The organism is Actinokineospora xionganensis (genome assembly GCF_014323725.1).
GTDB classification, from domain to species: Bacteria; Actinomycetota; Actinomycetes; order Mycobacteriales; family Pseudonocardiaceae; genus Actinokineospora; species Actinokineospora xionganensis.
Window position 1 is genome coordinate 82,658 of the sequence record NZ_JABVED010000007.1, and the last position, 21,610, is coordinate 104,267.

Here is a 21,610-nt window from a genome sequence, read left to right on the forward strand (position 1 = left end):
GGGCAGAGGGGAGCACACCATGACACGACGAATCCGCCATTTGCCACTATCGAGGTGGCTGCGGCACCCGGTGCACTCGGGTACGGTCGCGTTCCTGGCCCGTCGGGGGCCGCAGGACCACGCCGAGATCGAACACGAGGCAGCGGGACAGGCCGCCGCGAGCCGGGTGGTCGGCAGGCGCGGCAGGCGAATCGGCCGGTTGTGCGAGCGTTCGATGACGGCCGCCATCCGCGCGACCCGGCACCTGGAGGACGCCTTGGTCGCCGACGACCGGCCGCGGGTCCTTGGTGGCAGGCGATCGGCCAAGCACGCCAACGCGGAGAAGGGCTGGTCGGCGACCGGCCGGACCGCGCGGCGCGACCTGGTGTCGACACTGCGGGCGATCCAGCGGGACCAGGACGCAGGGGTGACCGTGCACCAGCATTCGCGTAGTTCGGTGGTGACGGTGTTCGCCTACGTGCTCTTGGCTGTGGACGCGGTGGCGTTGTTCGCGGTGTTCAGCCTGCTGCTCAACATCGATTGGGCAGCGCCCGCCACCGCTCCACTGGTCACCGCGGCGGCGTTCTCGGTGTTCGGAGCTGGGGTGCAGGCGAAGCTGGCGGTGGAGTTGGGGAAGCGGATCTGGTGCTGGCGGGTGGCGAGCGCGCATCGGGTGCCTGACGGGCTTGAACCGCATGACCCGACGGAGGAGTTTCCGCCTCGTGGGTTCGTGGTCGCCGTGTCCGCGGCGGTGTTGGGGCTGGTCAGTGTGTTCGCTGCGCTGTCGATTCTGTTGCGGGTGCGGTATGAGGGCTCGCTTGTCGGGCAGGTCGGGGTGGCCACGGTGGTGGGGCTCGTTCTGGCCGGGTGTGCGATCGCGGCGCCGTGGATTCTGGTGCAGCAGGAGGCTTTTGACGGTTCACCGCTGACCCGGCGGGCCGGCGCGCTGACTCGCGTTGTCCAGGCGGCTGATGGGTCTCGGTTCCGGGCGCTTCGACTGGGGGATCGGGATATCGCCAAGGCGCGGCGATTGGATGCTCGGGCCCGGCGGCAGTATGGGCGGGTGGAACTGCGGGTCGGGCAGTGTTATGCGCGTCGGCACCGGGCGATCCTGTTGGCCCGGGAGTTGGGGGCGGTGGACATTCCGAGTCCTCGGCCGGACAGCACGCCACCTCGGGCCGCCCTTCCCATTCGGGTTCCGGTGGACTTGGGGTATCTGACTACCGCGCTGGATCAGTCGGACAGTGCGATTGAGGAGGCTCGGACTGCTCGGGCGGCTCTGACTTCGCGGTTGTCGCCGCCTGTTGAGCGGTTCGATCCTGAGCTGTACATGTCCTGAGCCGTCGCAGCCGGCCGAACCGCCGTGTGGGTGCCTGTTTGGGGTGGGTAAGGTCCGCCCGTTGCTTTACGGGCTATCCAGCTTCCCTTCGCAGTTCCAGCGCGATGTCGATGAGTTGATCCTCTTGTCCACCAACCAACTTGCGTTCTCCGGCGCGCACCAGGATCTGCGCGCCGGAGACGCCGTAGCGCTCTGCCTGGCGGTAGGCGTGGCGCAGGAAGCTGGAGTACACCCCCGCATACCCCATCATCAGCGCCATCCGGTCGAGTAAACACTCCTGTGGCATCGCGGGCCGCACGACGTCCTCGGCCGCATCCACGATCGCGAAGAAGTCGATGTCCGTGCGAATCCCGAGCTTGTCGCACACGCCGACGAACGCCTCCACCGGCGTGTTCCCAGCCCCAGCGCCAAATCGGCGAGTGCTGCCGTCGATCTGGACCGCGCCCGCACGCGCGGCGGCGATCGAGTTGGCGACGCCGAGCCCAAGGTTCTCGTGCCCATGGAATCCGACCTGCGCGTCAGAACCGAGTTCGGCCACCAACGCAGCCACCCGGTCACCCACCTGTTCAAGCACCAAGGCACCCGCCGAATCAACGACGTAAACGCACTGGCAGCCCGCGTCGGCCATGATTCTCGCCTGCTTCGCCAATGCTTCCGGTGGCTGGGAGTGGGCCATCATCAGGAAGCCCACCGTCTCCAGGCCCCGGTCGCGCGCCAAGCCGAAGTGTTGGACCGAGATGTCCGCTTCCGTGCAGTGGGTGGCGATGCGACAGATGGAGGCGCCGTTGTCCTGGGCTGTCAGGATGTCGTCCTTCACGCCGACGCCGGGGAGCATCAGGAAGGCGATCTTGGCCTGCTTGGCCGTTTCCACCGCGACCTTGATGAGGTCTTGTTCGGGGGTGGTCGAGAAGCCGTAGTTGAACGAGGAACCGCCCAGGCCGTCACCGTGGGCGACCTCGATCACCGCGACGCCGGCGCCGTCGATGGCCGCGACCATGGCGCGGGCTTCGTCGAGGGTGAACTTGTGGCGCTTGTGGTGCGAGCCGTCGCGGAGGGAGGTGTCGGTGACGCGGATGTCGAGGGTGTCGGAAAAGGTGATGGGCAGCACGGTTCTAGTCCCCTCGCGTGGCCAGCAGTTCGCCGACCCGGGTGGCGGCGGCGGTCATGATGTCGAGGTTTCCGGCGTAGGGCGGCAGGAAGTCGCCCGCGCCCTCGACTTCGACGAAGACGGTCACTCGGGCGGGTCCGCCGTCGTCGGACGGGTCGAACTGGGGGTCCGACAGCAGTCGGTAGCCGGGAACATAGGTGGCTACTTCGGCGACCATGTCGTGCACCGACTGGGCGATCTTGTCGGTGTCCGCGTCCTCCGGGATGGCGCAGAAGATCGTGTCCCGCATGACCATCGGCGGGTCCGAGGGGTTGAGCACGATGATCGCCTTGCCGCGTTCGGCGCCGCCGACGACCTCGATGCCGCGACTGGTGGTGCGGGTGAACTCGTCGATGTTGGCTCGGGTGCCCGGACCTGCCGACGCGGAGGAGACGGTGGCGACGATCTCCGCGTACGACACCGGGACCACGCGGGACACGGCGGCCACGATCGGGATCGTCGCCTGGCCGCCGCAGGTGATCAGGTTGACGTTGCCTGCGTCGCGGTGCGCACCCAGATTGACCGGCGGCACGACATACGGTCCGATCGCGGCGGGCGTCAGGTCGACTACCGGGATGCCCGCCTCCGCGAAGCGCGGCGCGTTAGCCCGGTGCACGTAGGCCGACGTCGCCTCGAAGACGAGGTCCGGCATGGTGTCCTGAGCGAGCAGCCAGTCGACACCCTCAGCACTGGCCTCGACGCCTAGATCGCGGGCGCGGGCCAAGCCCTCGCTCGCCGGGTCGACGCCGATCATCCAGCGCGGCTCGATCACCGGCGAGCGCAGGAGCTTGTGGAGCAGGTCGGTGCCGATGTTGCCGGAACCGACGATCGCGGCGTTCGTCTTGCTCACTGGGGGCTCCGTCCGAAGTGGAGGGACACGTCGCCGAGCTCGGCGAAGGTGGCGACGAACGTGTCGCCGGGGCGCGCGTCGATGGCGCGGGTGCAGGAGCCGGGCAGGACCACGTGTCCCGCCTTGAGCCGGACACCGAAGGACGCGACCTTGCGGGCCAGCCACGCGACGGCGACGACCGGGTCGCCGAGGACCGCGTCGGACCGGCCCGCCGCGACTTCCTCGCCATTGCGGGTCAACACCGCGTGGATGCCTTTGGTGTCCACCTCTCCAGGCCGGACTCGGGCGTCGCCGAGGACGAAGCCGGCGGAGGACGCGTTGTCGGCGATGGTGTCCGCGATGCTGATCTTCCAGTCGAGGATGCGGCTGTCGATCAGCTCGATGCCGGGGACCAGCGCCTCGGTGCGCTCCAGCACGTCAGCCTCGGTGCAGTCCTCACCGGGAAGGTCGTCGCCGAGGATGAAGCCGACTTCGACCTCGACCCTCGGGTAGCAGTAGCCAGTGGCGTCGACCGGGGTGTTCTGGTCGAGACGCATGTCGGCGAGCAGGTGCCCGTAGTCGGGCTCGTCGACACCCATCATCTGCTGCATCGCCAGGGAGGACAGGCCGACCTTGTGGCCGACCACCTTCGCCGTCCGCCGCCGGATGTTGATCAGCTGGATCTCGTAGGCGTCGGCCGGGTCGAGGTCGGGGTAGGCCAGGACCAGCGGGTCGATCGGCGACCGCCCGGTCTCGGCGGCCCGCAGCAGGTCCGCCAGCTGGGTGCGTTCGTCAGCCGTGAGCAAGGGAATCTCCCATCGGGACAGCGAGGGACTGGCCGGCGCGGCGGCCGGAGAACACGCAGTCGGCGAGCGAGAGCCCGCTGACGTAGGACTCGGAGCAGAGGCCGACGGCCGACCGGCCCGCCGCATACAGCCCGGCGATGACCCCGCCGTCCTCGCGCAGCACTTCACCGGTGATCTCGTCGACGCGCAGACCGCCGAGGGTGAGCATCGGGCAGGGGTAGCCGGTGGAGGGGCGGATCGAGACGTCGATCAGCGAGAACGGTCCGGTGGTGAGCGGCCGGACCAGGTCCGCGGGTTTGCCGAGCGCATCGGTCTCCGCCGCGTTGTAGGCGGCGAGGGTGCGGGCGAGCCCTTGGGCGTCGACACCAGCTTTGCGAGCGGCCTCGGCGAGGGACTTTCCGCTCACCCGCGAGACTTTCAGCAGGTAGCGGACCTGCAGATACTGGAACCACAGCGACTGCGACCGGGCCTGCGCGCGGGCGGCGCGCACACCCTGCTCGTCGATCAGCAGCCAGCCTTTGCCGCCGTGGCGGGTGATCAGCTCGTGGCCGATGGCGGCGCCGTACCGGGATTCATCGCAGATCCGCTCGCCGCGCTCGTTCACCAGGATGCCTTCGAGGAGCGCCGAGGGCGGGGTGATGAACCGCCACGCCGACACCCTGTCCATGGCCCCGACCGCTCCGCCGACGGATTGGCCGAGCCGGATGCCCGACCCGTCGTCGCCCGAGGTGCCGAGCGGGAGGCAGCCGCGGTAGGCGGGTGCGTGTTCGCGCAGCATCTCCCGGTTGGCGACGAAGCCGCCCGCCGCGATGACCACGCCCCGGCGAGCGGTGATGGTGACGGTTTTGCCGTGCCGCCGCTCGATTCGCTCGGCCCGCTTGGTCAGCGCCCGGCGCAGCGCGGGGAGGTAGAGGCCGGGTTTGGCCGCGTACTTGCCGAGCAGCCGGTATTTCAATCGTGCCCACGGGGACGCCTCGGCGAGCGTGCGGCATTCGACGCCGGTGACCCGGCCGTCCGCACTGGTCAGCGCGGTCACCCGGGTCTGCGGCAGGACCCGCGCCCCGGCACGCACGGCCGACTCGGCGAGGCGGGCGTAAAGGATCTTCCCCGAGGTCCCAGAGCCTTTCGCACGGTGGCCGCGAGGTGCGGGGTCGGCGCTGCGGGAGCGCTCGCTGCCGGAGTAGTAGAGGTAGTGGTCGTTCGTCGGGTACGACGTCTTGGTCGGACACAGGCTGCCCTCGAACGGCACGCCCTGCTCCTTGAGCCACTCGACGGACTCGGCCGAGCCGTCGACGAACGCGCGGAGGGTGGCCGGCGTGACCGCGTCGCCGACTTCGAGCCGCAGGTACGCCGCCATGGCCGCACGAGTGTCGGTGACGCCCGCTTCCCGCTGGACCGACGTCCCGCCTCCCGCGTAGACCACGCCCCCGCTCGCCGCGGTCGCGCCGCCGCCCGCGAAGCGGTCGAGCACGAGCACGTCAGCGCCCCCGGAGGCGGCTTCGATGGCCGCGCAGGCCCCGGCGGCACCGAATCCGATGACCACCACATCAGCCGACTCTTGCAACTCGTTCCTCCTGCGAATCCGCAGATCCCGTAGCGCTCGACGGAACAGAACTATAACCTGTTCTAGTATTGTGCGGAACCGTGAGACGACCGGAGGTGGACATGCCCGACGCGGCGAACGACCTGGATGCCGACTACGACGTGGTGGTGGTCGGCAGCGGGGCCGCGGGCATGACCGCGGCACTCGCCGCGGCCCGCCGCGGGCTGCGGACGGTGCTGGTGGAGAAGGCCCCGACCTACGGCGGGTCGACGGCCCGGTCCGGTGGCGGGGTCTGGGTGCCGAACAACCCGGCCCTGCTCGCCGCGGGGGTGCCCGACAGCGCGGAGAAGGCGCGTGACTACCTCGCGCACATCGTCGGCGACGTGGTCTCCGAAGACCGGCGGCAGGCGTTCCTGGACAACGGCCCGGCCGCGGTGTCCTTCGTGCTGGCGAACACGCCGCTGGAACTGGCCTGGGTGCCGGGCTACTCCGACTACTACCCCGAGGCCCCCGGCGGGCTGCCCGGCGGGCGGTCGGTGGAGCCGAAGCCGCTGAGCGCCAAGCTGCTCGGCGCCGAGCGCGCGCGGCTCAACCCGCCGTACCTCAAGGCGCCCACCGGGATGGCGATCACCCAGGCCGACTACAAGTGGATGAACCTGATGGCCCGGCACCCGCGCGGGCTCCTGCGGACGACGCGGGTCGCGGGCAGGCGGATGCTGTCGCTGCTGCGCCGCCGCGAGATGCTGACCATGGGGCAGGCGCTTTCGGCAGGTCTGCGGGTCGGGCTGACCCGGGCCGGGGTGCCGCTGCTGCTGGAGACGCCACTGGTCGACCTGTGCCTCGAGGACGGCCGGGTCACGGGTGCCGAGGTCGCGCGCGACGGGGTGAAAACCGTGCTGCGGGCCCGGTTCGGCGTGGTGCTGACCTCGGGCGGGTTCGAGCGAAACGAGCGGATGCGCAAGGAGTACCAGCGCGAGCCGATCACAGCCGACTGGACCGTGGGCGCCGTGGAGAACACCGGCGACGGCATCGAAGCGGGCCTGCGCGCGGGCGCGGCGGTCGACCTGATGGACGACGCCTGGTGGGGGCCGTCGATCGAGCTGCCGCGCGGGCCGTACTTCTGCCTCGCCGAGCGGACGCTGCCGGGCTGCGTCCTGGTGAACCAGGCCGGGGAGCGGTTCGTCAACGAGGCCTCGCCCTACGTAGACGCCGTGCACGCGATGTATGACGGCCACACCGACGACAAGCCGCACATCCCGGCGTGGCTGATCCTGGACCAGCGCTACCGCAACCGGTACGTCTTCGCCGGACTCGGCCCCCGCCAGCCGCTGCCGGGCAAGTGGTTCAAGTCCGGCTCCCTGCACAAGGCTTCCACGCTGGCCGAGCTGGCCAAGCGAATCGACGTTCCCGCCGACGCTCTCATGTCCACGGTGGAGCGCTTCAACGGCTTCGCCAAAACCGGGCGAGACGAGGATTTCCGGCGCGGCGAGAGCGCTTACGACCGCTACTACGGCGATCCGCGCAACAAACCGAACCCCTGCCTGGGCCCGGTCGACAAGGCGCCGTTCTACGCCGTGCGCATCGTTCCCGGCGACCTCGGCACGAAGGGCGGGCTGCGCACCGACCCCCACGCCCGAGTCCTGCGTGGCGACGGCACGGCGATCCCCGGGTTGTACGCGGCGGGCAACGCGAGCGCGGCCGTCATGGGGCACACGTACGCCGGGCCGGGCGCGACGCTCGGGCCCGCCATGGTTTTCGGCTACCTGGCGGCGCGGGATATCGCCGACCGGGCAGGTACCACTGGAGGAAAGCGATGACCCAGGCCGAACAGCCCGTCCGGACCATCGACGTGGGCGCCCCGCCCACGCGCTTCGCCCGCGGCTGGCACTGCCTCGGCCTGGCCGAGTCGTTTCGCGACGGCAAGCCGCACGCGATCGAGGCCTTCGGCACCAAGCTCGTGGTGTTCGCCGCCGAGGACGGCACGCTCAACGTGCTCGACGGCTACTGCAGGCACATGGGCGGCGACCTCACCCAGGGCACGGTCAAGGGCGACAACATCGCCTGCCCGTTCCACGACTGGCGCTGGGCGGGCAACGGCAAGTGCGCGGCGATCCCCTACGCCAAGCGGATTCCGCTGCGCGCCCGGACCCGGTCGTGGCTGACCCAGGAGCAGAACGGGCAGCTGTTCATCTGGAACGACCCGGAGGGCAACCCGCCGCCGGAGCACGTCGTCATCCCCAGGATCGACGGCGCGTTCTCCGACGAGTGGAGCAACTGGACCTGGGACAGCGTGCGGATCGACGGCGCGAACTGCCGGGAGATCATCGACAACATGGTCGACATGGCGCACTTCTTCTACATCCACTTCGCCTTCCCGACCTTCTTCAAGAACATCTTCGAAGGCCACATCGCCACCCAGTACCTGAACTCGCGCGGCAGGCCGGACGTGCACTCGAAGTCCAACTACGCCTCCGAGGACCTCGCGCTGCGCTCCGAGGCCTCGTACTACGGACCGTCGTACATGATCAATTACCTGTGGAACGACTACAAGGGCACGGTGATCGAGACCGCGCTGATCAACTGCCACTACCCGGTCAGCGAGAATTCGTTCGTGCTGCAGTGGGGTGTGATCGTCAAGCGGCTGCCCGGAGTCTCGCCGGAGGACGCGGACAAGATCGCGGGCAAGTTCGCGAAGAGCTTCAGCGTCGGGTTCCTGCAGGACGTGGAGATCTGGCGCAACAAGACCCGCATCGACAACCCGCTGCTGTGCGAGGAGGACGGCCCGGTCTACCAGCTTCGCCGCTGGTACGAGCAGTTCTACGTCGACGTCGCGGAGGTCAGCGAGGACATGACCCGGCGCTTCGAGTTCGAGGTGGACACCACACGGGCGAACGAGGTGTGGGCCAAGGAGGTCGCCGAGAACCTAGCCTCCCGTTCAACCGAGACCGTGACCGAAAAGGCACAGTAGCGGTGTCGGAGCGGCGGGAGTTCCTGGAGGGCGGCCTGGCGCCGCTGGACTGCGACCGGTGCGGGACACGGGTGCTGGTCAAGAAGAACAGCGCCCGGCACACCAGCGTCCAGTGGACGAGCGACCCCGCCGCGACGTGCCCGGAGTTCGCCGAGGCCGTGGCGGGTGGCACGGTCAGCGCGTTGGTCGACACCTGCTGGACCCTGCACGCGACGATCGAGCGCGCGGCCCGCGAGGGCGCGCTGGAGGTGCCCGGTGACTGAGCTGACCTCGCAGCTGCTCACGGTGGCGGCGGTGGTCGAGGAGACCGCCGACGCCCGGTCGATCGTCTTCGACGCCGACTTCCCCTACGCCCCAGGCCAGTTCCTCACCCTGCGGGTGCCCAGCGTCCAGTGCGGATCGGTCGCCCGGTGCTACTCGCTGTCGAGTTCCCCTCACGAGGGCGGCAAACCGCAGGTCACCGTGAAGCGCACAGCGGACGGGTACGCGTCGAACTGGTTGTGCGACAACGTCTCGGCGGGCTCGACGATCGAAGTCCTCCCGCCATCGGGCATCTTCACCCCGAAGTCCCTGGAAGCCGACCTGCTGCTGTTCGCGGGCGGCAGCGGGATCACGCCGGTGATGTCGATCCTGAAGTCCGCGCTGGCCGCGGGCTCCGGTCGAATCGTCCTGGTCTACGCCAACCGTGACGAGTCTTCGGTGATCTTCGCCGGTGAACTTCGGACGCTGGCGCTCAAGCACCCGGAGCGGCTGACGGTCATCCACTGGCTGGAAAGCGTGCAAGGGCTGCCGACCGTGGGCCAACTCCGCACCCTGGCCCGCCCGTTCGCCGACTACGACGCCTTCACCTGCGGTCCCGCGCCGTTCATGAAGGCCGTCACCGAAGCGCTGAAGACACTGGGCTTTCCCCGCGAACGCCGCCACCTGGAGCGGTTCGCGTCCCTGGGCGCGAACCCGTTCGACCAGGCCGTGACCGCCGCCCCCGACCCGGACGGCGAGAAGGCCGTCGTCGAGTTGGAGTTAGACGGCAGACGCCACACCGTCGACTGGCCGGTCACCAGCAAGCTGTTGGATGTGCTGCTCGACAAGGGCCTGCCCGCGCCGTACTCCTGCCGGGAGGGCGCGTGCAGCGCTTGCGCGTACCGGCTGGTGTCGGGTGAGGTGAAGCTGCTGAACAACGAGGTGCTGGACCAGGAAGACCTCGACGAGGGAATCCGGCTGGCCTGCCAGTCGGTGCCGGTGACCTCGAAGGTCGAGATCAGCTACGAATGAGGGTGTCGCATGCCTATTGACCCCAAGGTCGCGATCGGGGCAGAACTGCCCGGGACGTCCTTCACCTGGACGGCCTCGGATGTCCTGCTGTACCACCTGGCCCTGGGCGCGGGCGGCGACCCGACCTCACCTCGCGAACTCCGGTACGCGCTGGAGGACGACCTCCGGGTCCTGCCCACGTTCGGTGTCGTGGCGCCGAGTCTGCGGGTGTTCGAGCCGCCGTCGGTGACGTTCCCGGGTATCTCGGTCGACCTGGCGAAGGTGCTGCACGGCAGCCAGGGGATCACCGTGCACAGCCCGATCCCGGTCGAGGGCAAGGCCCGCATCGACTCCCGGATCACCGAAGTGTGGGACAAGGGGAAGGCAGCGGTGATCGTCCAGGAGGCGACCGCGACCAGCCCGGACGGCGTGCTGCTGTGGACCACCCGGTCGAGCATCTTCGCCCGGGGTGAGGGCGGATTCGGCGGCGAGCGCGGCCCCGCTTCCGCCCCCTTCGAGCCTTCCCGGGAACCCGACTTGGTGATCGACACACCCACTCTTCCGCAGCAGGCACTGTTGTATCGGCTGTGCGGGGACCGCAATCCCCTGCACGCGAGTCCCGAGTTCGCCGCCGCGGCGGGCTTTCCCGCGCCGATCCTGCATGGACTGTGTACCTACGGGATCGTCGCCAAGGCGCTGGCCGACGCCTGCCTGGACGGCGACCCGTGGCTGGTGAAGTCGTTCGACGCCCGGTTCGCAGGCGTGGTCTACCCCGGCGAGTCGCTGCGAACTTCCGCGTGGACGGACGCCGACAAGATCCACGCTGTCACAACTGTTCCGGCCCGCGACACGGAGGTCTTGAGCGGGATCACGCTCACCCGCACCAGCGGGTGAACTCACCAGTCCGAACGGGTGAGTCCCAGATGGACGCCTCACGTGCTCGACCACCTCGGCGACAGTGTCAGAGGGCCCGTGGACTCGCGGGCCAAAGGCGCTGGAGGTGGGACCAGGATGGCGAAGGAGATCAGGGTCGAGATCGAACCGGCAGGCTTCGGCCAGGAGGTGACCGACCGGCTGCGGGACGAGGTGACGCGGCATCCCAGGATGCGCGAACTGCTCGACGGGGCCGAGTACAGGGTGCTGAACCTGCAGCCGCTCGACGACGAGCGCGGCAAGGACGGCGAAGAGGGAGAGGAGCGGCGGTTCCGGGCCACGGTCTACGACTACACCAACGACCGCGCGATCGAGGCTGTCGGCCACCTGGACCGGCCCGACGAACTCGACGTCGCCGACTACGCCCGCCAGCCGCTGCCCAGCTCCGAGGAGTTCGACCTGGCGGTGCGGCTGCTGAGCGAGGACCGGCGGTGGCGCGACGGCATGGGCGAAACGGTCGTCGCGATGCCGCACGTGCCGCCGGTGATCGAGGTCGAGCAGCCGGACGGCCGGATGCGGCGCACAATCGGCGTCGTGCTGGCCCCGCGCGAGCGTGGCGGGCCGTTCCGGGTCGCGTCGGTGGACATCCACCGCGGGGAGATCCACGAACGCGAGCCCAGGGGCGGGACCGACGGGCAGTGCGGGTTCACCCCGGGCGGACAGCAGACGGTCACCAACACGCCGGGCCAGGCCTGGGTGACGGTGTGGCAGGGCGGGACCCGGCTGTGGCGGATGCTCGTCAAGCGTCCCGCGGGTTCGTCGGGCACGAACGGCTCGGGTATCGAACTGAAGTACGTGGACTATCGGGACAAGCGCGTCCTGTGGCAGGCGCACGTGCCGATCCTCAACGTCCGCTACGACGCGGACGCGTGCGGTCCCTATCTGGACTGGCAGAACGAGGAGTCGCCGTTCGAGGCCAACGGGTCCGACCCGGTGCCCGGGTTCCGGCTCTGCACCAGCCCGGCCAAGTCGATCCTCGAGTCCGAAAGCGACACGGGCAACTTCACCGGGGTCGCGGTGTACGTCGACGGCCCTGAGGTCGTCCTGCTCAGCGAGATGCAGGCGGGCTGGTACCGCTACATCAGCTCGTGGCGCTTCCACGTCGACGGCACCATCAAACCACGCTTCGGCTTCTCCGCCGTCACCTTCCCGTGTGTGTGCAACCGCCACCACCACCATGCCTACTGGCGACTGGACTTCGACATCCGGACCCCGGGCGACAACGTGGTGGCCGAGTACAACGACCCTCCGTTGGCGCCCGGGTGGGACAACTGGCACGACAAGGCCTACGAGATCCAGCGGGCACGCGACTACGGGCGCTCCCGCAAGTGGCGGGTGACCGACGCCCGGTCCGGCGCGGCCTACGAGATCGTGCCGGGACCCGACGACGGGGTCGCGACCGCCATGCCCGACTGGCCGTTCCCGCAGGGCGACCTGTGGATCGCGCGGTACAAGCCGTCCGCCGAGATCGACAACGGTGTGCCCGCCACCGGACCACCGTACGAGGCGAACATCGGCAACTTCGTCAACGGGGAGAACATCCACGGCAAGGACGTCGTGGTCTGGTACGGCGCGCACTTCACCCATGACGTCGCCGCGCACGCCGGGCATGTCGTCGGGCCGGACCTGGTTCCGGTGACGTGGTAGCGCCTACGCGGAGAGCACCAGCGCGCTGGTCGGGACCCCGGTTCCGGCCGTGACCAACACGTTCCGCACGGCGGCGACCTGATTCGCCGCCGTGCCGCGCAGCTGCCGAACCGCTTCGGCGATCCCGTTCATACCGTGGATGTAAGCCTCGCCCAGCTGCCCGCCGTGCGGGTTGAGCGGCAGCCTGCCGTCGAGTTCCAGGGTGCCGTCCGCGATGAAGTCCTTTGCCTCGCCCGGCTTGCAGAAGCCGAGCTCTTCGAGCTGGACCAGGACGAACGGGGTGAAGTGGTCATAGAGCACCGCCGCCGACATGTCCTCCGGCGACAGGCCCGACTGGCCCCACAGCTGTCTGCCGACCAGCCCCATCTCGGGCAGACCCGTGATGTCGGGCCGGTAGTAGCTGTTCATCACGTACTGGTCGGCCCCGCTGCCCTGCGCTGCGGCCCGCACGACCGCGGGCCGGTGCGGCAGGTCACGGGCCCGCTCGGTGGTGGTGACGACCAACGCCACCCCGCCATCGCTTTCCTGGCAGCAGTCCAGCAGGCGCAGCGGCTCGGCGATCCAGCGGGACGACTGGTGGTCTTCGATGGTGATCGGCCTGCCATGGAACCAGGCGTGCGGGTTCGTGGCCGCGTGTTTGCGGTCGACCACCGCGACGCGGCCGAAGTCCTCGCTGGTGGCGCCGTACTCGTGCATGTACCGGCGGGCGAACATCGCGACCGTGGCGGCCGGGGTGCCCAGGCCCATCGGGTAGTGCCAGCCGTTGTCCACGCCGGTGGACGTCGGCTGCTGGGCGGCGGCGGCCTGGACCCGGCCGTAGCGCTGGCCTGACCGCTCGTTGAAAGCCCGGTAGCACACGACAACCGAAGCGACCCCGGTCGCGACAGCCATCGCGGCCTGCTGGACGGTCGCGCACGCCGCGCCGCCGCCGTAGCTGATCCGGCTGAAGAACGACAGCTCCGGGATTCCGACCTCGCGGGCGACCGCGATCTCGGAGTTGGTGTCCATGGTGAAGGTGACCAATCCGTCCACATCGGACGGCGACAGTCCCGCGTCGGCGATGGCTGAGCGCACGCACTGCGCGGCGAGGCGAAGCTCGGTGCGGCCGGAGGCCTTGGAGAATGCGGTGGCGCCGATGCCGACGATCGCGGCAGCGCCGGACAGCGTGCTCACTAGGCCACCTCACAGGTGCGGTGGCTCCACTCGCGAAGGCACTGTGACATTGATTCGCTCGCAAGCTCGCTCATGGCAGCTCCACCCGGACCGTCCCGGTGACGTGGTCGCCGATGCTGTTGCGCCCCACCACGTCCACCACCACCAGCTTCCCGTCGCGTTCGCTGACGTGACCGGTGAACGTGAGCGTCTCGTAGGCATAGCAGGGCACGCCCAGCCGGATCGCGATGTCGCGGACCAGGGCGTTCGGCCCCGCCCAGTCGGTCACGAACCGCTGCACAAGGCCGGTGTCGGTGAGGATGTTGAGGAAGATGTCCTTCGAACCCCGCTCGACGGCGGCGTCGCGGTCGTGGTGGACGTCCTGGTAGTCGCGGGTGGCGAAGGCGGTGCTGACCACGAACGTCGGGGTCACCTCGATGACCAGTTCGGGCAGGGTGTCCCCGACTGCGACCATCATGACCGCACCCGCCAGACCGGCAGGGTCAACTCGTCGTCGATCCGCTGGAAGTCCACCCGCACCGGCAGCCCGACCCGCACCTCCGCCGGGTCCGCATCGATCAACTCGGCCAACAACCGCACTCCTTCAGCCAGTTCCACCAGCGCCACCACGAACGGCAGGCGCTTGCCGGGCATCGGCGGGTGGTGGTGCACGACGTAGCTGTAGATCTCGCCGACGCCGTCCGCCACCACATGGGTCAGCTCGGTCGACCCGCAGCCAGGGCACATCGGGCCGGGCGGGTGCCGGACCTCGCCGCACGCCAAGCACTTCTGAATCCGCAGTTCGCCTACGCGAGTGCCCGCCCAGAAGAACTCCGTGTCCAGGCTGACCACCGGCCGCAGCACGTCGCCGACTGGCTCCTCGGCGGGCGGGCGGAACTTGAGCACCCGGAACAGCATCTCCGCCACCGGCTCGTCGCCGACGTACCAGGTGCTGACCGTGGTGACGAACCAACCGTCACCCAGCGCGGTCCGCTTGGGGCCCACGACATCGGTCAGCCGCGCGCCGACCGTGACCTCTTCGCCCGGACGCAGGTAGCGGTGGTACGTCTGCTCGCAGTTCGTCGCGACGACCGAGGTGAAGCCCGCCTCGTCGAGGACGGACATCATGGCGCCCAACGGATCGTCGGCCGGGCGGGTGCAGCGCAGGCCGAACATCGTCCACACCTGGACCATCGCCGGTGGCGCGACAAGTCCACCGTGGACGGACGCGGCGGCCGCCACCGGGTCGGTATAGATGGGGTTGCGGTCGCCGAGCGCCTCGACCCAGTGTCGGACCATGGGCACGTTCACCGGGTCCGGGGCGGCGCGCCGCGACGACTCGCCGCGCGCGATGACCTGGTCGGCCACGTCCCGGATCATCGCGGCACCCGGGGCAGCTTCAGGCCGACGGTGGCGATCAGCTCGCGCTGGATCTCGTTCACGCCGCCGCCGAAAGTCAGCACCAGGTTGCGCTTGGCCTGCGCGTCGAGCCAGCGCACCAGGTCCGCGGTGTCCGGGTCGGCCGGATCGCCGTGCCTGCCCACGATCTCCTCCAGCATCCGACACGCGCGCTGGGTGCGTTCGGAGGCGAACACCTTGGTCGCCGAGGCGTCGGCCACGTCGACCGGACCGTCGAGGGCGGCGACCTGCCAGTTGAGCAGTTCGTTGACCCGGACCCAGGCCGACACCTGGGCCAGTGTCGTGCGGACGTCGCGGAACGAGAGGATCGGGGCGCCATCCGGGCCTTTGGTCGAGCCCGCCCACTCCCGCACGCGGTCGCAGAGCCCGGCGAGCCTGCCCGCCGGGCCGAGCATGACCCGCTCGTGGTTGAGCTGGGTCGTGATCAGCCGCCAGCCCTCGTTCTCCTGGCCGACCACCATGTCGGCGGGCACCCGGACGTCGCTGTAGTAGGTGGCGTTGACGTGGTGTGCGCCGTCGCAGGTGATGATGGGCGTCCAGCTGAATCCGGGGTCGGTGGTGTCGAGGATGAGGATCGAGATCCCCTTGTGCCGCGGCGCTTCCGGGTCCGTGCGCACGGCGAGCCAGATGAAGTCGGCGTCATGCGCGCCGGTGGTGAAGATCTTCTGTCCGTTGACCACATAGGACTCACCATCGCGGACCGCGGTGGTGCGCAGCGACGCCAGGTCGGTGCCCGCCTCCGGCTCGGTGTAGCCGATCGCGAAGTGCACCTCACCAGCGAGAATGGCGGGGAGGAAGCGCTCTTTCTGCTCCGGCGTGCCGAACCGCTGCAATGTCGGCCCCACGGTCTGCAGCGTGACGTAGGGCAGCGGGATGTCCGCCCGCGCCGCCTCGTTGACGAAGATCTGCTGCTCGACACCGCCGAACCCGCGGCCGCCGAACTCCTCCGGCCAGCCGACACCGAGCCACCCGTCCCGACCCATTCGCCGGACGACGTCGCGGTAGACACCACCGTGCCGCTCGGTCAGCATCAGGTCGCGTTCGGCCTGGGTGAGCAGCCCGGCGAAATATGCCCGCAACTCGTCGCGCAGCGCACGCCGGCTGTCGGTGAGGTCGAGGAGCATGGTCACCCTCCCACCGCGGCCAGCCGGTCAAGCCGCTGCCCGGCGCCGCCGACGAACCGGGCAAGGTCCTTGCCGGTCGAGTAGTACCGGTGCATGGGGTAGGCGGCGTCGACCCCGAGCCCACCGTGCAGGTGATGACAAACCTGCAGCCCGATCGGAAGTTCCTCGGCCAGCCAGTACCCGGCGACGTCGAGGTCATACCCGGCATCCCGCCCGGAGTCGAGCCGCCAACAGGCGGACCGCGCGGCCAGATGCAGAGTCCGGGCACAGGTATAGACGTCGGCGATCTGCTGGGCCACGGCCTGGAAGGTGGCCAGTGGTTTGCCGAACTGCTCGCGCTGCCGAATATGCGTGGTGGTCAACTCCAGCGCCCCGGCGGCCAACCCGTCACCAACCGCACAGGCCCCAGCCAACGCGAACCGGTTCAACTCGCGAACGGCCTGACCGCTGGGGTCACGGCCCAGCAGATCACCCGCCGAGACGACGACGTCTGTGAAGTCCACTGTGTACTCGGGCATCCCGGACGAGGAAGAGGTCGCTGTGACCCGCACTCCGGCGGCGTCCGGAGCGATGAGCAACACACCCGCCGACCCCCCGCCACGGATCGTGGCTGGAACAAGAATCCGAGAAGACTCCGCCGCATAGGGGACACCGACCTTGGTGCCGGACACCAGAAACCGATCACCATCGCGTCGGGCAACGGTTGCGGGCACGCCAGGAAGCGAAACCGACGGCTCCCGGGTAGCCGCCGTGAGCAGCGCGTCGCCCGTCGCGACCCCACAAAGATGCGCGTCCTGCTGCGCGAGAGTGCCGAGGCGGGCCAACGGCAACACCCCGAGCGCCAACGTCGCCAGCGCGGGCAACGCCACCGCGCGCCTGCCCACTTCGGTCAGGACAAGAGAGGTCTCCAGCACCCCGAGCCCATCACCGCCAAGCCGCACGGGCATGGCCAAGGCGACAAGACCCGTCCGAACCAGATCAGACCAGCCCGCCCCATCGCGCCCCAGCACATCCGCCGCGAGCGCGGCCACCGCCGCCCGCGTCTCATCGAGTCCGAAGTCCACACCGCCTCCGAAATTGGAACCTGTTCTAGTTTTAGCCCACAGGCTCCTCCACCGCAAGACCTTGGGCCCGAGAAGGCCACGAGAAGGCCACGAGAAGACTCTTCGCAGCTCAACGCAAGGGGCCGAACCCAACAAGCGCCCACCGACAAAGAGGCCTAACGCGGCAACCCCAACACCCGCTCCCCAGCCACACTAAGCAGAATCTGCTCAGTCCCCCCAGCGATCGTCAGGCACCTCGACAGCAAAAACTCATGCAGCGCCTGCCCGGTCCGCTCATCCGCCACGGCGCCATCAGCCCACAACAGTTCCACAGCGGCCTCGGCGACCGCCTGACGATGCCGAACGCCGATCAGCTTGCGAACCCCGGACTCCGAACCGGGGCCCTGTCCATCGAGAGTCCGCAAGGTAGCCCGAAGGTCCACAAGCGACACCGCAGTCCCATCGGCGACAAGACCGCCAAGCCGATCCAGCACCACAGGATCCGTCACAGAGCCAAGCGCGGACACCAACTTCTCCACCGACTCACCCACCGCCGACGAGCCCCCCATAGCCACCCGTTCATCGGCAAGGGTCGACCGAGCAAGTGCCCACCCACCGTCCACCGACCCGACAACACAGTCGTCAGGCACGAGGACACCATCGAGAAACACCTCGTTGAACATCGACTCCCCCGTGATCTCCCGCAACGGCCGCAGCGTGATCCCCGGCGCCGTCATGTCCACGAGGAAGTACGTGATCCCCTTGTGCTTGGCCACATCCGGGTTCGTCCGCGCCAGGCAGATCCCCCAGTCCGCCTCCAGCGCCCGCGATGTCCACACCTTCTGCCCGCTCAGCGACCACCCGCCGTCGACCTTCGTCGCCCGCGTCCGCAGTGCCGCCAAGTCCGAGCCCGCTTCAGGCTCGCTGAACAGCTGACACCAGGCGAGTTCGCCGCGCAGGGTCGGCCACGCGAAGCGTTCCCGCTGTTCGTCGGTGCCGTGCCGCAGGATGGTCGGCACCGCCCAGGCCCCGATCACGAGGTCCGGCCTGCGCACCCCGGCGGCGGCGAGTTCGGCGTCGATCACCAGCTGCGTGCGAGCCGACGCGCCGAGGCCGAACGGCTCGGGCCAGTGCGGGACGAGGTAGCCGGTGTCGACGAGGGCGGCCCGCTGCTCCTCGACCGGCAGCGCCGCGATCCGGCGGACCTCGTCGCGAACGTCCGCGTCGACGCCCACGTCGATTCCGAGCCGCCGTCGTGCGCCGCCGACAACCAGGGTGGCCGCGCGCTGCCGCCACCGCGCGGAGCCGCCGAGCAGGCTCCGCAGCGCCGACGCGCGCCGCAGGTAGAGGTGGGCGTCATGCTCCCAGGTGAACCCGATGCCGCCGAGGACCTGGACGCAGTCCTTCGCGTTGTCCACCGCGGCGTCCAACGTGATCGCGCCCGCGACGGCGGCGGCGACCGGGTCGTCCGACCGGGCGGCGTCCCACGCGACGGCGGCGGCCCGCTCGGACCGGCACAGCATCTGCGCGCACAGGTGTTTCACCGCCTGGAACGCACCGATCGGCTTGCCGAACTGCTCGCGCACCTTGGCGTAGGCGACCGCGGTGTCCAGGCACCACCGCGCGATCCCCGCTGCCTCGGCGGCGCCGAGGGTGACCGCCACGTCCGCGACCCGGGCGGCCGTGAGACCCGACAGGGCCACGTCCGGACGAATCCCGTCGAGCCGGACGCGGACCAACGGCCGGGAGAAGTCGAACGCCTCGACCGGTTCGGCGCGACCCGCCGTCGGCACCACCCACCAACGGTCGTCCACACCGACTATCAGTTGCTCCGCCGCGGCGACGGCGATCTCGCCTGCCAAGGTCCCGTCCGGCCGCACGACCACACCGTCCGGACACAGCGCGACGGCGACCGACACCGTCCCGTCGACCACCCCGGGCAGCAGTTCCTTCGCCTCGGGCGTGCCCGATTCGGCGAGGAGCAATCCGGCGAGCGCCGAGGTCAGCAGCGGCCCGCCGAACAGCTCGTAGGCACTCTGCTCGAGCGCGGCGGCCAGGTCCGACACGGACCCGCCCGCGCCACCGAACTCGGCGGACACGGCCATCCCAAGTACCCCGAGGTCGATCAACTCGCGGGTACAGTGTGGAACGTGTTCACGGACCGACCGATGGGGATCGACCCGGGCGGCGACCGCCCGAACCGCGTCCTGGATCGCGCGCTGCTCTTCGGTGACCGCGATCGGCACGGGCTGACCTCCTCGTGTCGGAACCACGAGCTACTATAGAACGTGTTTCAGTTTTCGACGGACAGGAATGTTGGATGACCGCCACGAACCGACCGCGCGCGGCGAACGGTCTGCTCACCGAGGACGAACCCGGCTCGGCCGCGCAGCGCGACCGCCGCAAGCGGATCCTCGACGCGACCATCGCGCTGGCCTCCAAGGGCGGCTTCGAGGCGGTCCAGATGCGCGCGGTGGCCGAGAAGGCCGACGTCGCGCTCGGCACGCTGTACCGCTACTTCCCGTCGAAGATCCATCTCCTGGTCACCGGCCTGGCGCGGGAACTGGAGCGCGGACTGGAGCGGCTCGACCGGGCGACCATCCCCGGTGAGACGCCGTATGACCGGGTCCTGCAGGTGCTCGGCCGGGTCACTCGCGCCATGCAGCGCGACCCGCACCTGACCGAGGCGATGACTCGCGCGTTCATGTTCGCCGACGCCTCCGCCGCCGCCGAGGTCGACGCCGTCGGCAGGCTGATGGACCGCATGTTCGCCTACGCCATGCACGACGAGCCGACCGAAGAGGACATGGCGATCGCCAGGGTCATCGCCGACGTGTGGCTGTCCAACCTGGTCGCCTGGGTGACCAGGCGGGCCACCGCGAACGACGTCGCCGAGCGCCTCGAACTCACGGTCCGCCTGTTGCTGCGCAAGGACTCCCGCACTTGACCCATTCGGTAGTTGGCCCACGGACGCGGGTACCGGCATGCTGTGCGGCGTGCCTACCGAGAACACCACTCCCGCGTTCGACCTGATCGGCAAGCGCTACGACGAGTCGTTCGTCGAGCGCGACGCGCAGATCGCCGAGACGAACTGGCTGATCGAGCGTCTGCCGCCCGGCGCCCGCGTGCTCGATCTGGGCTGCGGCAGCGGCCTGCCCACGGCCAAGCAGCTGATCGACGCGGGCTTCGAGGTCGTCGGTGTGGACGAGTCGCAGACGATGCTCGATCTGGCCGCCGAACAGGCGCCCGGCGGCACGTACCTGCGCGGCGACTTGCGGGAGACCGCGGAGCTGGGCGAGTTCGACGCCGTCGTCGCGTTCTTCGCGCTGCTCATGCTGCCCAAGGCCGACATCGCCACCACCCTGGCCAACATCCGCGGGCAGCTGCGCGGCCCGAAGCTGCTGCTGGTCAGCATGGTGCAGGGCGACTTCGACGCGTTCCCGGTGAACTTCCTCGGCGCCCCGACGTCGGTCTCGGCCTACCCGCCGGACCAGCTGCGCAAGGTGGTCACGGAGGCAGGCTTCGAGGTCTCCGAACTGCGCGAGGTCGAGGCCATGGCCGAACCCGGCCGCATCGAAGTCCAGCTCTACCTACGCGCTCGTTCCGCCTAGTCCTAGCCACGCGGCCAACCGCCACCCCAAGGGACCGTGACGCGACTTGACCACGGTGACCGCCAAAACCGGCGCATGTCGTCGATCGCAACCAACACTCAAAATTCCGGGGAGGCGGACTAGAGCCAGTCCGTCGCGGTGAGGGCGCCGCGCAGCCGGGTGAGCGCGCGGTGCTGGGCGACTCGCACGGCCGTCGCGGTCAGTCCGATCGCGGCGGCCGTCTCCTGCGCGGAGAGGCCGACGACCAGCCGCAGCACCAGGATCTCGCGCTGGCGCGGGGCCAGCGTGTCGAGCAGGGACACCAGCCGGGTGCGCATCTCGCCGCGCAGGGTGATCTGCTCCGGGCCGAGGCCCACGTCCATGGTCTCCGGCAGGTCGGCCACCGGCTCGGAGCGGTCGCGCCCGGAGCGGCGGTAGAAGTCGGCGACCTTGTGCGAGGCGATGCCGTAGACGAACGGCAGGAACGACTCGCAGTTGTCCTTGTAGCGCGGGAGCGCGCCGAGGACAGCGAGCAGAATCTCCTGGGCCACGTCGTCGGCGGAGGAGTACGCGGATCCGGTGCGGCCGATGCGGGCCCGGCAGTAGCGGATGATCGCCGGGTTGATCCACGCGAACAGCGTGCCCATCGCTTCGCGGTCGCCCTGCAGCGAGGCGCCTACCAGTTCGTGGAACGCCGAGCTCTTGAGTCGGGTGAAGATCGCGTCGGTCCCCTGGGACCGAGCGGCGGGAGCAGGCACCGACGTGTCGATTTCCGACCCGATCGGCCTGATGGCAGAACTCACATGAGCCCCCAGAGTGTGCGGTGCACCTTGCGACGGT

At 69.6% G+C, this 21,610-nt stretch carries 20 protein-coding genes; 9 read left to right on the forward strand and 11 right to left on the reverse strand.

Features of this window, described 5'->3' with window-relative positions:
• The first annotated feature begins 19 nt into the window (after positions 1 to 19).
• Positions 20 to 1,318: a hypothetical protein gene (locus GPZ80_RS13970; RefSeq protein ID WP_187220778.1), complete on the forward strand. Its 1,299-nt coding sequence runs from the start codon at positions 20 to 22 to the stop codon at positions 1,316 to 1,318.
• Between the two features lie 73 nt (positions 1,319 to 1,391).
• Here GPZ80_RS13970 and dmpG read toward each other — a convergent pair whose 3' ends face one another.
• The 4 genes from dmpG to GPZ80_RS13990 are packed head-to-tail and all read right to left on the reverse strand — an operon-like array spanning position 1,392 to position 5,664.
• On the reverse strand, positions 1,392 to 2,426 hold the full coding sequence (gene dmpG / locus GPZ80_RS13975) for a 4-hydroxy-2-oxovalerate aldolase (protein WP_376771676.1): 1,035 nt from the start codon (positions 2,424 to 2,426) through the stop codon (positions 1,392 to 1,394).
• A gap of 4 nt (positions 2,427 to 2,430) precedes the next feature.
• Positions 2,431 to 3,315 (reverse strand): acetaldehyde dehydrogenase (acetylating), encoded by an 885-nt coding sequence (locus GPZ80_RS13980; RefSeq protein ID WP_187220779.1) that lies wholly within the window; start codon positions 3,313 to 3,315, stop codon positions 2,431 to 2,433.
• Positions 3,312 to 4,100, reverse strand: a complete 789-nt coding sequence (locus GPZ80_RS13985) for a 2-keto-4-pentenoate hydratase (protein WP_187220780.1) — start codon at positions 4,098 to 4,100, stop codon at positions 3,312 to 3,314. The genes GPZ80_RS13980 and GPZ80_RS13985 overlap by 4 nt, the downstream gene beginning before the upstream one ends.
• Positions 4,087 to 5,664, reverse strand: coding sequence for an FAD-binding protein (locus tag GPZ80_RS13990; protein WP_187220781.1), 1,578 nt, complete (start codon positions 5,662 to 5,664; stop codon positions 4,087 to 4,089). The genes GPZ80_RS13985 and GPZ80_RS13990 overlap by 14 nt, the downstream gene beginning before the upstream one ends.
• A gap of 101 nt (positions 5,665 to 5,765) precedes the next feature.
• Between GPZ80_RS13990 and kstD the strand changes: the two genes are divergently transcribed.
• From kstD to GPZ80_RS14020, 6 genes are all read left to right on the forward strand, one after another.
• Positions 5,766 to 7,460 carry a 3-oxosteroid 1-dehydrogenase gene (gene kstD, locus GPZ80_RS13995; RefSeq protein WP_187220995.1) on the forward strand — a complete coding sequence of 565 codons (1,695 nt, stop codon included), beginning with the start codon at positions 5,766 to 5,768 and terminating at the stop codon, positions 7,458 to 7,460.
• The gene (locus tag GPZ80_RS14000; protein WP_187220782.1) at positions 7,457 to 8,611 is read left to right on the forward strand and encodes a 3-ketosteroid-9-alpha-monooxygenase, oxygenase component; all 1,155 of its coding nucleotides are present in this window, start codon (positions 7,457 to 7,459) and stop codon (positions 8,609 to 8,611) included. Before kstD ends, GPZ80_RS14000 begins: the two co-directional genes overlap by 4 nt.
• 2 nt (positions 8,612 to 8,613) lie before the next feature.
• Positions 8,614 to 8,874 carry a hypothetical protein gene (locus GPZ80_RS14005; RefSeq protein ID WP_187220783.1) on the forward strand — a complete coding sequence of 87 codons (261 nt, stop codon included), beginning with the start codon at positions 8,614 to 8,616 and terminating at the stop codon, positions 8,872 to 8,874.
• On the forward strand, positions 8,867 to 9,883 hold the full coding sequence (locus GPZ80_RS14010; RefSeq protein WP_187220784.1) for a ferredoxin--NADP reductase: 1,017 nt from the start codon (positions 8,867 to 8,869) through the stop codon (positions 9,881 to 9,883). Before GPZ80_RS14005 ends, GPZ80_RS14010 begins: the two co-directional genes overlap by 8 nt.
• Before the next feature lie 9 nt (positions 9,884 to 9,892).
• Positions 9,893 to 10,756 (forward strand): enoyl-CoA hydratase ChsH3, encoded by an 864-nt coding sequence (gene chsH3 / locus GPZ80_RS14015; protein WP_187220785.1) that lies wholly within the window; start codon positions 9,893 to 9,895, stop codon positions 10,754 to 10,756.
• 117 nt (positions 10,757 to 10,873) lie between these two features.
• Positions 10,874 to 12,442 (forward strand): hypothetical protein, encoded by a 1,569-nt coding sequence (locus GPZ80_RS14020; RefSeq protein ID WP_187220786.1) that lies wholly within the window; start codon positions 10,874 to 10,876, stop codon positions 12,440 to 12,442.
• A gap of 3 nt (positions 12,443 to 12,445) precedes the next feature.
• Here GPZ80_RS14020 and GPZ80_RS14025 read toward each other — a convergent pair whose 3' ends face one another.
• The 6 genes from GPZ80_RS14025 to GPZ80_RS14050 all read right to left on the reverse strand — a co-directional run bounded on the left by GPZ80_RS14025 (position 12,446) and on the right by GPZ80_RS14050 (position 19,426).
• Entirely contained in the window at positions 12,446 to 13,615 is a 1,170-nt protein-coding gene (locus tag GPZ80_RS14025) for a lipid-transfer protein (RefSeq protein WP_187220787.1), read from the reverse strand.
• A 70-nt stretch (positions 13,616 to 13,685) separates the two neighbouring features.
• Positions 13,686 to 14,072 carry a MaoC family dehydratase gene (locus GPZ80_RS14030; RefSeq protein WP_281401258.1) on the reverse strand — a complete coding sequence of 129 codons (387 nt, stop codon included), beginning with the start codon at positions 14,070 to 14,072 and terminating at the stop codon, positions 13,686 to 13,688.
• Positions 14,069 to 14,974 carry a bifunctional MaoC family dehydratase N-terminal/OB-fold nucleic acid binding domain-containing protein gene (locus tag GPZ80_RS14035; protein ID WP_187220788.1) on the reverse strand — a complete coding sequence of 302 codons (906 nt, stop codon included), beginning with the start codon at positions 14,972 to 14,974 and terminating at the stop codon, positions 14,069 to 14,071. Before GPZ80_RS14035 ends, GPZ80_RS14030 begins: the two co-directional genes overlap by 4 nt.
• Complete coding sequence (locus GPZ80_RS14040) at positions 14,971 to 16,137, reverse strand: acyl-CoA dehydrogenase family protein (RefSeq protein ID WP_187220997.1); 1,167 nt, start codon at positions 16,135 to 16,137, stop codon at positions 14,971 to 14,973. Before GPZ80_RS14040 ends, GPZ80_RS14035 begins: the two co-directional genes overlap by 4 nt.
• Before the next feature lie 2 nt (positions 16,138 to 16,139).
• Positions 16,140 to 17,201, reverse strand: coding sequence for an acyl-CoA dehydrogenase family protein (locus GPZ80_RS14045; protein ID WP_187220789.1), 1,062 nt, complete (start codon positions 17,199 to 17,201; stop codon positions 16,140 to 16,142).
• A 155-nt stretch (positions 17,202 to 17,356) separates the two neighbouring features.
• Positions 17,357 to 19,426 (reverse strand): acyl-CoA dehydrogenase family protein, encoded by a 2,070-nt coding sequence (locus GPZ80_RS14050; protein ID WP_187220790.1) that lies wholly within the window; start codon positions 19,424 to 19,426, stop codon positions 17,357 to 17,359.
• A gap of 74 nt (positions 19,427 to 19,500) precedes the next feature.
• On the opposite strand from GPZ80_RS14050, the gene kstR reads away from it, so the two are divergent.
• Positions 19,501 to 20,127 carry a cholesterol catabolism transcriptional regulator KstR gene (kstR, locus tag GPZ80_RS14055; protein WP_187220791.1) on the forward strand — a complete coding sequence of 209 codons (627 nt, stop codon included), beginning with the start codon at positions 19,501 to 19,503 and terminating at the stop codon, positions 20,125 to 20,127.
• A 49-nt stretch (positions 20,128 to 20,176) separates the two neighbouring features.
• Entirely contained in the window at positions 20,177 to 20,791 is a 615-nt protein-coding gene (locus GPZ80_RS14060) for a class I SAM-dependent DNA methyltransferase (RefSeq protein WP_312880318.1), read from the forward strand.
• A gap of 119 nt (positions 20,792 to 20,910) precedes the next feature.
• Here the strand turns inward: GPZ80_RS14060 and shbA are convergent, their stop codons facing one another.
• Positions 20,911 to 21,573, reverse strand: a complete 663-nt coding sequence (shbA, locus tag GPZ80_RS14065; protein WP_312880319.1) for an RNA polymerase sigma factor ShbA — start codon at positions 21,571 to 21,573, stop codon at positions 20,911 to 20,913.
• Positions 21,574 to 21,610 lie beyond the last annotated feature (37 nt).